We start from the raw sequence: 11,630 nt of genomic DNA on the forward strand, positions 1-11,630 counted from the left end.
GGGCTCCTCGGGGGGCGGTGGCGCCAGCTCGTCCTGGTAGTCCGGGCCGCCGGGCCCGGTTGCCTGCCTGCTTCCTGGGCGGCGTTCCGCGCGGCCACCGTCCTGCAACCGACAGGAAGTCCTCCTCTGGCGGGGCGCCATCGCCCGCCTGGGGGGCACTCCCTACCTTGGGGGCATGAAGGCTTCTCGCAAAGGCTTGCCCGTCTACGTGCCGCCCCGGACGGTGTGGTCGGTGGGCGCCCAGGTGGTGCTGCTGGTGCTCCTGGGCACGGCGATGCAGCGCCTGGGGCCGGTGCTGACGCTGCTGGCGGTGGCGCTGCTGCTGGGGCTCGCGGCGGAGCCCGTCGTGCGGCGAATGCAGTCATGGGGCGTGCGCCGGGGCCTGGGGGTGGCGCTCATCGCGCTGACGCTGCTGGGTGTCACCGGCCTGCTCATCCTCACGTTGGTGCCGCTGCTGGTGGATCAGTTGGAGAACCTGGTGCACGCGGCGCCGGGCTTCTTCGCGGAGCTGACGCAGGCGCCGTGGGTGCGGAAGCTGGATGAACACTTCGGGGTGCTGTCGCGCCCGCAGGACGCGTTCAACATGGAGCCCGGGGTGCTGGCCCGGCCGCTCATCACCGTGCTGTCCTCCACGGTGGAGCTGATGGGCGCGGGCGTCACGGTGCTGGCGCTGGCGGTGTTCGGACTGCTGTTCGGACACGACCTCTACGCGAGCATCCTGGGCTGGGTGCGCCCCCGTCAGCGCGGCCGCGTGCGCCGCGTGGTGGGCCGCATGCGCGAGGCGGTGGGCAACTACCTGGTGGGCACGCTGCTCATCGTGAGCGTGGGCGGGGCCTTCACGGCGCTGATGTCGCTGGCGCTGGGGGTGCCGTTCTTCCTGCCGCTCGGGCTGGTGGCGATGGTGCTGGGGCTCATCCCGTACATCGGCAGCTTCATCACCGCGCTGCTGGTGAGCGTCACCACGCTGGCGTCGGTGGGGTCGCGCCGCGCGCTCATCGCGCTGGCCCTGTTCCTGGTCTACCAGCAGTTCGAGGCCCACCTGCTCAGCCCGTTGGTGCAGCGGCGCGCCATCAAGATGAACCCGCTGCTCATCTCGCTGGTGGCCCTGGTGGGCGGCTCCGTGGCGGGGCTCTTGGGGGTCATCCTCGCGGTGCCGGCGGCGGCGGCGGGGCAGGTGCTGCTGACCGAGGTGCAGCGGGAGCGCCGCAAGACGTGGACGCGGGAGCGCCGGCTCGCGGCGGCGGCCCGGGTGCCGGCCGTGCCCGGGAACGCGGACGAGGCACTGTTGGCCGGTCCGCTTTCTCCCGGGGGCCGGGATGACTCGCGGCGTGCGCCTCCGGCCGACTCCGGGCATCCTGGGGCGCCGCATTGAGCCGTCCCTCTGAACCGGGCCCGTCATGACCTCCGATGAGAGTGTTTCGTCGTCCTTCAAGCGCGCGGCGGCGGAGCGCGCGGTGGACTTCATCCAGTCCGGCATGGTGGTGGGCCTGGGCACGGGCAGCACGGCCGCGTTCGCGGTGCGGCGGCTGGGCGCGCTGCTGACGGCCGGGACGCTGAAGGACGTGGTGGGCGTGCCGACCTCGCGCGCGACCGAAGCGCTGGCCGCGTCGCTGGGCGTGCCCCTCACGACCCTGGAGGTGCATCCGGTGGTGGACCTCACCATCGACGGCGCGGATGAAGTGGCGCCGGACCTGTCCCTCATCAAGGGCGGCGGCGGGGCGCTGCTGCGCGAGAAGGTGGTGGCCCAGGCCAGCCGGCGGGAGATCATCGTGGTGGACGCGGCCAAGCTGTCACCGAGGCTGGGCACGAAGTGGCCGGTGCCGGTGGAGGTGCTGGCCTTCGGGTGGCGTTCGCAGTCGCTGTTCCTGGAATCGCTGGGTGCGCGCGTGACGGTGCGGCTGGCGCTGGACGGCAAGCCGTTCCAGACGGATCAAGGCAACGTGGTGCTGGACTGTGACTTCGGTCCCATCAACGACGTGGCGGGGCTGGCCGCGCGGCTGGAGTCCCGCGCCGGGGTGATGGCGCACGGCCTGTTCCTGAACCTGACCACCGACCTGCTGGTGGCCGGTCCGGATGGCATCACCCACCGGGTCCGGGGTGCGTGACGTCAGGTGAGGCGTGAGAGGTCGTGCGCGGTGTCCACGTCCTCCTCCCCGCCGGGAAGCGCGACCTCCACCACGCGCGACGGGTCGCGGGCGATGAGCCTGCGTGCGCCGTCCGAGGCAGGAAGGGCTTCCAGTTCGGGAAAGAGGCTGCGTGAAAAGAGCGCGGGGACACCCCGGGTGCCCGCGTAGGCGGAGGCGACGATGGGCGCGTGCGTGCGCTCGAACGTGGCGACGAGTTCGCGCAGGTGGGACGCATCCACGCGGAGCTGGTCGCACAGCATCACCAGCGCGCCGTCCACGTCCGGCGGCAGGGCGCGCAGGCCGACATGCAGGGACGAGCCCTGGCCCAGCGCCCAGTCCGGGTTGTCCACGCACCGCACGGCCAGGCCTTGAAGCTCCGCCGCGATGTCCTCGCGCCGCGCGCCGAGCACGACGACCACCGGGCCCGCGCCCAGGGCCGCCTCCGCAGCGCGCCGCACCAGCGAGGTGCCCTCATGGCGGAGCAACTGCTTGGGCTGGCCCAGGCGGGAAGAACCCCCGGCGGCGAGCAGCACCACGGCCACGGTCATGTCCGCCTCCCTCGTGGCCCGCGTACCGTCACGCCGACCTGCGCTCCGGCGCGGCGGCGTCCGCGTGGATGGGCGCCTGTCGCTCACGCAGGCGTCCGCCGTCCCGACCCGCGAGCACCGTCTGCACCTCCGCGAGGATGGACAGGGCGATCTCATCCGCCCCCTCCGCGCCCAGGTCCAGTCCCATGGGCGCGTGCAGCTTCTCCAACTGCGCGGCGGTGGGTGCCTGCGACAGCTCCCGCAGGATGCGCTCGGTCCGGGCGCGAGGCCCCAGCACGCCCAGGTAGCGCACCGGCAGCGGCACCAGCCGCGCCAGCAGCTCCCGGTCCTGCGGCAGGCTGTGCGTCATCACCAGCACCAGGCTGCGCGCGGACAGCGGCACCTTCTCCAGCACCTCGGTGGACTTCGCCGCGATGACCGCCTGGGCCAGCGGGAACCTCCGGCGCAGCATCTCCACCGGCCGGTCCGCCACCACCGTGAGGTGCCAGCCCAGCCCCTGCGCCCGCGACACCACGGGCGCCACGTCGAAGCCGCTGCCGAACACCACCACCGACGGCGCCGGATCCACCACCTCCACCAGCACGTCCGCGCCGCCGCACACGCCGCTCCACGGCACACCCCGCGCCAGGGCTTCGGTGGCGGCCTCCCGCACCGACTCGCGCAGCGCGCCGGACAGATTCCCCGCCTGCACGCCGTCCTCGCGCAGCATCAGCCGCGAACCCACGGCCTCCGCGGGCCCCCGGAACACGGTGGCCACGACCGCGCGCAGGGACTGCTTGCGCGCCTCCGCCGCGAAGGTGAGCGCATCCTCGGGGCCGGGCTCCCAGCGCTCCAGCAGGATGTCCACCACGCCGTTGCACCCGAGCGCGAACGACAGCCCGCCCTCGTCCTCGGCGGTGTCCCCGGTGGTGTCGTAGCGCAGCACGCGCGGCCCGCCCGACGTCCAGAAGAAGGCCTTGCGCACCAGGTCCCCTTCCAGGCACCCACCGCTCACCCCTCCGGCCAGCCAGCCGTCCTCGCCCATCAACATGCGCGCGCCGGGGCGCCGGTACGACGAACCGGACACCGCCACCACCGTCGCCAGCACCACCGGACCGGGAGCGCGGCCACGCACGCGCAGGATGTCGTCGAGTTCCCTCATCGCGGCGCTCATCTAAGCACCCATGCCCGGCACCCGTGCCGAATCCTCGCCCGCTGGATGTGCGCCGTCCGACGCTCGGTCCTCCCCGGCTTCTCCCCGTGCACGCAGGGCAGGCATCCAGCCGAGCCCCCGCTCACTGAATGACGCTGGCGGACACGACTCCGCGCCACGAACTTGAGTGGAGGACACGTGGATGGAGGCTCGGTGGAATCATCAGTGCCACGGCAGGACACCCGACATCAGGACACCCTCGCGCCCGGCGGTGTGGCGCGGCCCCGTCTTCAGCTCCTGGGGATGGGGAGGCCGGCATGAAGATGCCCGAACTGTTGGAGCACCTGCCGGCGGTAGGGCACCTGCTCGGCCGCAAGCCGGGCGGAAGGGAGGACGTCTTGCCCAGACGTGATCCCAGCATCACGCTGCCGGACTTCCACACCGTGCCGCTGCCCGCCAGCGAGCGACGGCTGGGCGACGGCCGCACCCTCATCGTGCACCACCCGTCGCCGCGCGCGCCCCGGGGGCCCGGCCTCACGGTGATGAGCTACAACATCCTCATGGGGGGCGAGCGCCAGGAGGCGCTGCTGGAGTACTTCACGCAACTGGAGTCCCAGGACCGCATGCCGGACGTCATCGGCCTGCAGGAGGCGGGCGTGCCCATGTCGGTGCTGCTCGCGTCCCGCTTCGGCTTCCACCTCGTGTATCAGGGCAGTGACGGCGACAACGGTGGGCGGCTGGTGAACGGCAAGGCGTACCTGAGCCGCCACCCCATCGTGGACGCCGCGCACTTCACCTACGTCCTCACCGACGCCGAACGCCAGGAGGCCATCACCCGTCAGGGTCAGGCCGGAGAGCTGGTGGAGGACCGGGGCGTGCTGTGGGTGAAGCTGGAGGTGGAGGGCCGCCCGCTCTACCTCTACAACCTGCACCACGCGCTGGGGGATTCGGGCATCAACGCGCGCAACCTGCACCAGCTCAACTCGCTGCTGCGCCAGCGCGAAGGCGTTCCCGCCGTGGTGCTGGGCGACTTCAACGCCAACACCGCCATCAAGCGCGGCGGCTCCTGGCTGATGGCGCACCTGCATCCGCAGCAGGACAACGACACGGACACCATCGAGGAGTACCGGCTGCGCTACGGCGACCTCCACCATGTGACGGTGGGAGACCGGGGCGTGGGCAACATCGCCGACCCGCGCCTGCGCCATGAGCTGCACGTGCTGGAAGAGGAGCTGCCGGAGACGGTGTGTCACGCGACGACGGTGCGGGTGCGGCTGGCGGACCAGTCCCTGACGACGCCCCAGCTCGCGCGCGCGGAGCTGGGCGCGGGCCAGGTCCCGAAGGGCAGCCCCGCGTGGCTGCGCCTCCAGGATGTCGCGGACTGCGCCACGCTCACCTCGCTGCCGGACAGCCATGGGGTGGTGCACGCGACGGGCAAGCGCTTCGACAACTTCTACGCGACGCGCAGCCTCACCCCCGTGCTCTTCGAGGTGGACCGCTCCACCGAGTCCTCCGACCACCAGCCGGTGGTGGCGCACTACCGCTTCAACGGGGTGCCGCCCGGAAAGCCGCCGTCCCGGTCGAGCTGACGGGAGAGAGGGGGATGGGGCAGGCCGGGGGGACGCATCTGGATGATTCCGTCCGGCTGGGCTGTAGTGGGAAGCCGGATGCCCGTCCTTCGACACGCCTTCCTGCTCAACGCCGTCCGGGAGCTTGGCCGCTCGGTGCCGGCCATCCTCCGGACGCGGGCCTCCTGGGAAGAGTGCCTGGGGCACATCCGCGAGGCGTGCACGGCGTCGTTGGGCATGGAGCTCGACACGCTCGCCCGCTTCGATGCCCGCTCCGTCGTCGGCCTCTTCACCCATCCGGAGCAGGCGCGCATCCTCGCCCGTCTGGTGGATGAGCGGGCCCGCCTGTTCGAGGCCCACGGCCGCTACGCGGAGGCGCTGGAGGACAGCGTCTACGCGGGCCAGTTGCTCGCGTGCTCCCGAGCCCGCTTCGGCCTGCCCCGCGACGCCCGCGCCGCCGATGTGCTGGAGCGCGAGGCGGGGAAACCTTCACCACTGGACTGAGGGCGCCGCCGGGTTGAAGGGCGCCCCACCCATGCCGCCCTGGCTTCAGCCGGCCTTCTTCACCTGGAGGACGACCTTGCCCACGGCAGCGCGCGACTCCAGCTCGCGCAGCGCCTTCGCGCCGTCCTCCAGCGGGAAGACGCTGCCCACCAGGGGATTCAGGATGCCGCGCTCGGCGAGCCCCTCCAGGTCCTTCGCGATGGTGGCCGTCAGCTCCGGCCCGTGCATCAGGAACGCGCCCCACGCCACGCCCACCACGGACACGTTGCGCAGCAGCAGCCGGTTCACGGCCACCGACGGAATCTGTCCTCCGGCGAAGCCCACCACCAACAGCCGGCCCTCCGGCGCGAGCACCTTGAGGCTCTTGTCGAAGATGTCTCCGCCCACCACGTCCAGCACCACGTCCGCGCCCCGGCCGTCCGTGGCTTCGCGCACCCCAGCGGGCCAGTCATTCACCAGCAGCGTGACGTCCGCGCCCGCGCGCTTCGCCATCTCCGCCTTGCGCGCGTCGCCCACCACCGCCAGCACGCGTGCCCCGGCGCCCTTGGCCACCTGCACCGCCGCGGTGCCCACGCCGCCGGCCGCGCCGTGCACCACCACCGTCTCCCCGGCCTTCAACTGCCCGCGCCGGTGCAGCGCGAAGTGCGCCGTGTGGTAGTTCATCACCACCCCCGCGGCCTGCTCGAAGCTCCACGCCTGGGGAATGGGGAATGCCAGCTCCGGCGCCACCGCGCAGACCTCCGCGAAGCCGCCCAGCGTGAAGGAGAACCCCATCACCCGGTCGCCGGCCTTCACCCGCGCCCCCGGGGGCGCCTGGCGCACCACGCCCGCGACCTCCACGCCCGGCACGAAGGGCAGCTCCGGCTTCATCTGGTACTTGCCCTGCGACAGCAGCAGGTCCGGAAAGCTGACCCCGGCCGCCACCACGTCGATGAGCACCGCGTCCCCGGCCTCCGGCTCCGGCACGTCCACCAACACCAGTCCGTCCGGCCCCGTGAGCTTCTGAACCTGTAGCGCGCGCATGTGTCGCCTCCCGAAGCGCGGACGCTAGTTCATGCGCGCGCGAGCAGGGGGACCAGCAGCGCGTCGAGTGTCTCGCGCCTGAAGGGTTTGTGGATGAGGGGGAGGGTCAGCCGCTCCACGAACTCGCGGGAGCTGGGGGTGTAGGCGCCCCCCGTCATGAAGATGAAGCGCAGGGCCTGTTCAGGCGACTGTTCCTGGAGCGCATCGTGGAACTGCCTGCCCGTCACCTCCGCCATCATCAGGTCGCAGAGGATGGCGTCGTAGCGCTGGCCCTCGCGAATCCACCCCAGGGCCTCCTTCGCGCTGGGGGTGTAGGTCACCTCGTGGAGGTCCATCAGCATCAGACGGAGGGTCCGTCCGAAGGACCGTTCGTCATCCACGATGAGGATCCTCCCTCGCTGAAGAGAGAGGGAGGGCGGCGTGGGCGGGGACGGCACGGGGAGCGGACGCGCGGCCGGCGCCGCCGGAAGTCGGACGGTGAAGGTGCTGCCCCGTCCCGGGGCGCTGTCCACGGTGATGCCGCCGTTCATCTGCGACACCAGGCTGTGGCTGATGGCGAGCCCCAGCCCCAGCCCCTGGCCCAACTGCTTGGTGGTGAAGAAGGGATCGAAGACGTGCTCCAGGATGTCCGGGGCGATGCCCGCGCCCGTGTCCTGGATGTGCACGAACACGTTCTCGTTGGAGGCCCGGAGCCGGACGCGGATTTCATGGCGGGAGGCCATCCCCTCCGGGATCGCCTGGGCCGCGTTCACCAGCAGGTTGAGGAAGACCTGTCCCAGCCGGACGCTGTCGGCGACCACCTGCGGCACCGGGGTGTAGTCCCGCACGACGTGGGCCCGGTGGCGGATCTCCACCATGGCCATCTTCAGGGCCAGCTCCATCACCTGCTCGACGTCGACGCTCCGCTCCTGTGACGCGGAGGGGCGGGCGAAGGTGCCCAGGTCCTTGACGATGTCCTGGATGCGCTCGGCGCCTTCCCGCGCATGGGTCAGGGCCTCCAGTGCCTGGGCCACGCCCGTGTGATGGCGTGCGACGGCGAGCAGCTCCGGATCCACCGAAGGCGGCGCCGGGGCCCGCAGCGCGTGCGTGGCCAGACCCAGGCTGCCCATCAAAAAGGCCAGGGGGTTGTTGACCTCATGGGCGATCCCCGCCGCGAGCGTGCCGACCGCCGCCAGCCGTTCCGCCAGGCTCAGCCGCACCTGCATCTGCCGCAGCTCCGTGATGTCGAGGATGGCGGTCCGGCACATGCGCTCCTGGGAACCGCTGTCATCGAGGGGCGCGCTCACGAGGCGCACCTCCACCTGCTTCCGTGCGATCCTCAGTCGCAGCTCCGTGCTCACCGTCTCCCCGTCGATGCACTGGCGCAGGTGGCCGAAGAAGCGACCCACGTGGGTGGGATCCACGAAGGGCGTGAAGGGCAGTCCCTGCAGGTACGAGCGGTTCTGGCCCAGCAGGTTCGCGCCGGTGAGGTTCAAGTCCCGGATGCAGCCGTTCGCATCCAGGCTCACGCACGCCATGGGCGCGAAGTCGTAGAGCTCCATGTAGCGGTTGCGGGATTCCTCCAGCGCCTGCTGGGCTTCCTGCAACTCGCGGTTCTGCACCTCCAGCTCCAACTGGTGGCGTTGCAGCTCCCGCAGCAGCCCGCGCAATTCCTCCGGAGCGCTGGGACTGCTTTCCAGTGCGTTCAGCGCCTGCGTGAGCTCCGCCCGCTTCATCCCGCGCCGCTCATCCATGGATTCCCCCCACGCCAAGCCGCCCCGCCCGCACCGCCGGGTCAGGTCCTCCGGGTTATATCCTCGATGGACAGCAGCATGTAGTGGACCCCCGTCGTCTCGCTGGAGAGCTGCCGTGCGTTGAGCAGCATCCGCCGGTGCCCGATGGTGTCGAAGTCGTGCTCCATCACGAAGTCCTGCAGGTGCTTGTTGAGGGGCAGGATCTCCTCCAGCAGGTGGCGCAGTTGGGGGATGTCCCACTGGCCATTGCCGAGCGTGTAGAGCGTGTGCCCCAGCGTCTGCTCCTGGCTCACCTGGAAGGTGGAATAGAAGGCCGGGTTGGCGTTGATGACGTGCAGCTCCGCGTCCAGCACCAGGAAGGGCTCCCGCATCGTCTCCACGATGGCCTTGGCGTACTCCCGCGAGCGGCGCGACTCATCCAGGCTGGACTTGAGCCGGTCGATGTCCAGCAGTGTCATCACCGCGCCTTCAATCTTGTTGTCCAACGACTTGTAGGGCCGCAGCCGCAGCGAGTACCAGTGCCCGTTGTTGTCGCGCACCTCCTGCTCGATGACGCCCAGGCGCTCGGTGACTTCGGTCACCAGGGACTCCAGGTCCGGCAGGGGCAGGGCCAGCTTCACCTCGCGCAGGGACCGCCCGATGTCCGCGGCCGACAGCTTCAACACCTCTTCCGCCATGGGGGTGAAGCGGCGGATGCGGTGGTCATTGCCCAGCATCACGGTGGCGATGTGGGTGCTGCCAATCAGGTTGTTCAGGTCGCCGTTGAGCTGGCTGAGCTCGTGGTTGCGGTTCTGCAGCTCCTCGTTGACGGTGATGAGCTCCTCGTTGGTGGACTGGAGCTCCTCCTTCGCGGTCTCCAGCTCCTCGTTGGTGGACTGGAGTTCCTCGTTGCTGGACTGGAGCTCCTCGGTGGCGGAGCGCAGCTCCTCGTACGTCGCCTCCTGCTCCTCCGTGAGCGTCTGCAGGTGCTCCTGCGTCAGGAGCAGCTTCTCGCGCAGATGCGCCACTTCGAGGTCGCGCTCGGACTCGTCGCTGGTGCCCTGTGGGGCGGAGCGGTCCTTGTGCGTGGGGGGAGGGGAGGACTCATGCTCCTCCTCGAAGAGCACGAGGAAGCAGTGCTCCACCCCGGCCTGCGCCGAGCGCAGCGGGTGCACCTCCAGGTTCACCTTGCGCTGGCGGTCTCCCCCGGAGAGGGTCAACCCTTCCTTGCGCACCCGGCTGGCGTTCTTCTTCGCCTGGTGCAGGGCCGCTCTCAGCTCCATCGCCAGTCCCTCCCGCGCCATCTTGAGGAGGTTGAGGCTCGCGACCCCGGGGAGCGGTTCGAGGTAGGGCCCGGTGTGGCCCCGGAAGTGGAGGATCTCCAGGTCCTCGTTGACGATGACGCCCGGGGGCCCGTAGCGGGCAAGCACCAACCGGTCCGCTTCCTGCTGTGCATCCAGGTCCGTCACACCGGATGTCAGCTTTCGCCGCGCACTGGGGGGCCGCTCCGTCATGGACTCCCGATAGGTGAAGGTGAGGTTCGGCTGCGGTGACGCGTTCTTCTTGCGGTAGAGCTTGTTGCGCTTGTCCACCAGGGAGAACAGGTCCGCGGAATTGCCCACCGTCTCCGACGTGCCCAGCATCAGGAAGCCCCCGGGACACAGGGCATAGTGGAAGATAGGCATGACCTTCTTCTGGAGCACCGGGCCCAGATAGATGAGGACGTTGCGACAACTGATGAGGTCCATCCGCGAGAAGGGCGGATCGCTCACCAGGTTCTGCTGCGCGAAGATGCAGACGTTCCGCAGCGACTTGTGGATCTGATAGCCGCCCTCGGTCCTCACGAAGAAGCGGCGGAGGCGCTCGGGCGAAAGGCCCGACACGCTGGACTCCGGATAGACGGCGGCGCGCGCCTGCTCGATGGCGGTCGCGCTCACGTCCGTCGCGAAGACCTGGATGGGGGTGCCCGTCGCCGCCGTGCCCAGGTACTCCATCAGGCACATGACGAGCGAGTAGACCTCCTCGCCCGTGGAACAGCCCGGAATCCAGGCGCGGAAGGGGACCTGGGGCGGGCGGTCCCGGAACAGCTCCGGGAAGACCTTCTGCTGGAGCGCTTCGAAGGTGGCGGGATCCCGGAAGAAGCTGGTGACGTGGATGAGCAGATCCTGGTGGAGCAGCTCCAACTCCTCCGGCTGCTGCTCCACCCGGCGCAGGTAGGCGGCCAGATCCTCCACCTTGCACAACTGCATCCGGCGCTCCAGGCGCCGGTGGATGGTGCTGGGTTTGTAGTGCGTGAAGTCCACACCCGTGGTCTCCCGCAGCAACTGGAAGATCCGCTGCAGGCCCTCTTCGGGAAGCACGTGCGCGGGCAGCGCTCCCGGGGCCCGGGCCTGGGTGGGCAGTGGCTCCAGGTTGGCCAACTGGGCCAGGGTGACCGCGATGCCCTCGGGCGGCAGGATGTGATCCACGAAGCCCGACGCGATGGCGCTGCGGGGCATGCCGTCGAAGTGCGCGGACGTCGGCTCCTGGGCCAGGGTGGTGCCGCCCGCCTCATGCAGGGCCTGCAACCCCCGGGTGCCGTCGGAGCCCGTGCCGGAGAGCACCACGCCAATGGCTCGGCCCGGGGCCTGCTCCGCCAGTGACGTCAGGAAGTCGTCGATGAGCCGCAACCCCTGCGTGGACGAAACCGGCGGGCCCAGGTGCAGCGCCCCCTGTCCCAGCGTCAGGCTGACGCCCGGCGGGTTCACGTAGACGTGGTCCGGCGTGAGCGTGAGGCCCTCGGTGGCCTCCAGCACGGGCATCGCCGTCGCCCGGCCCAAGAGCAGCGGCAGGCTGCTCTCATGTTGGGGCGACAGGTGCTGCACCAGCACGAACGCCATGCCCGTCCGCGTGGGCAGGTGCTCCAGCAGGGACAGGAACGCCGGGAGGCCGCCCGCCGAAGCGCCAATCCCCACCACCGGGAAGCGCTCCAGGAACGTCTTCGCGCCCGGCTCCGCCTCGCGGGGGCGGGGCGGCAC

At 70.6% G+C, this 11,630-nt stretch carries 9 protein-coding genes; 4 read left to right on the forward strand and 5 right to left on the reverse strand.

The genetic code is table 11. The features are described 5' to 3' along the window. Positions 1-196: 196 nt before the first annotated feature. Both D7V88_RS32480 and rpiA read left to right on the forward strand, forming a co-directional pair. The gene (locus D7V88_RS32480; RefSeq protein ID WP_244238515.1) at positions 197-1,372 is read left to right on the forward strand and encodes an AI-2E family transporter; all 1,176 of its coding nucleotides are present in this window, start codon (positions 197-199) and stop codon (positions 1,370-1,372) included. Between the two features lie 25 nt (positions 1,373-1,397). Next, entirely contained in the window at positions 1,398-2,105 is a 708-nt protein-coding gene (gene rpiA / locus D7V88_RS32485; RefSeq protein ID WP_120544504.1) for a ribose-5-phosphate isomerase RpiA, read from the forward strand. A 2-nt stretch (positions 2,106-2,107) separates the two neighbouring features. Here rpiA and D7V88_RS32490 read toward each other — a convergent pair whose 3' ends face one another. After that, entirely contained in the window at positions 2,108-2,674 is a 567-nt protein-coding gene (locus tag D7V88_RS32490; RefSeq protein WP_120544505.1) for a nucleotidyltransferase family protein, read from the reverse strand. 28 nt (positions 2,675-2,702) lie between these two features. Then, positions 2,703-3,815: an XdhC family protein gene (locus D7V88_RS32495; RefSeq protein ID WP_120544511.1), complete on the reverse strand. Its 1,113-nt coding sequence runs from the start codon at positions 3,813-3,815 to the stop codon at positions 2,703-2,705. A gap of 308 nt (positions 3,816-4,123) precedes the next feature. Here D7V88_RS32495 and D7V88_RS32500 point away from each other — a divergent pair, with 308 nt between their 5' ends. Together D7V88_RS32500 and D7V88_RS32505 are read left to right on the forward strand one after the other, a co-directional pair. Then, on the forward strand, positions 4,124-5,395 hold the full coding sequence (locus D7V88_RS32500; RefSeq protein WP_120544506.1) for an endonuclease/exonuclease/phosphatase family protein: 1,272 nt from the start codon (positions 4,124-4,126) through the stop codon (positions 5,393-5,395). A gap of 78 nt (positions 5,396-5,473) precedes the next feature. After that, complete coding sequence (locus D7V88_RS32505; protein WP_120544507.1) at positions 5,474-5,878, forward strand: hypothetical protein; 405 nt, start codon at positions 5,474-5,476, stop codon at positions 5,876-5,878. Positions 5,879-5,923: 45 nt separating this feature from the next. Here D7V88_RS32505 and D7V88_RS32510 read toward each other — a convergent pair whose 3' ends face one another. The 3 genes from D7V88_RS32510 to D7V88_RS32520 form a co-directional block, all read right to left on the reverse strand. Then, positions 5,924-6,901 carry an NADPH:quinone oxidoreductase family protein gene (locus D7V88_RS32510; RefSeq protein WP_120544508.1) on the reverse strand — a complete coding sequence of 326 codons (978 nt, stop codon included), beginning with the start codon at positions 6,899-6,901 and terminating at the stop codon, positions 5,924-5,926. A gap of 29 nt (positions 6,902-6,930) precedes the next feature. Continuing rightward, complete coding sequence (locus D7V88_RS32515; RefSeq protein ID WP_147448948.1) at positions 6,931-8,634, reverse strand: hybrid sensor histidine kinase/response regulator; 1,704 nt, start codon at positions 8,632-8,634, stop codon at positions 6,931-6,933. A 41-nt stretch (positions 8,635-8,675) separates the two neighbouring features. Beyond that, positions 8,676-11,630, reverse strand: a 2,955-nt coding sequence (locus D7V88_RS32520) for a chemotaxis protein CheB (protein ID WP_147448949.1), incomplete at its 5' end; no start/stop codon positions are given.

It is taken from the genome of Corallococcus terminator (genome assembly GCF_003611635.1).
Lineage (GTDB): Bacteria > Myxococcota > Myxococcia > Myxococcales > Myxococcaceae > Corallococcus > Corallococcus terminator.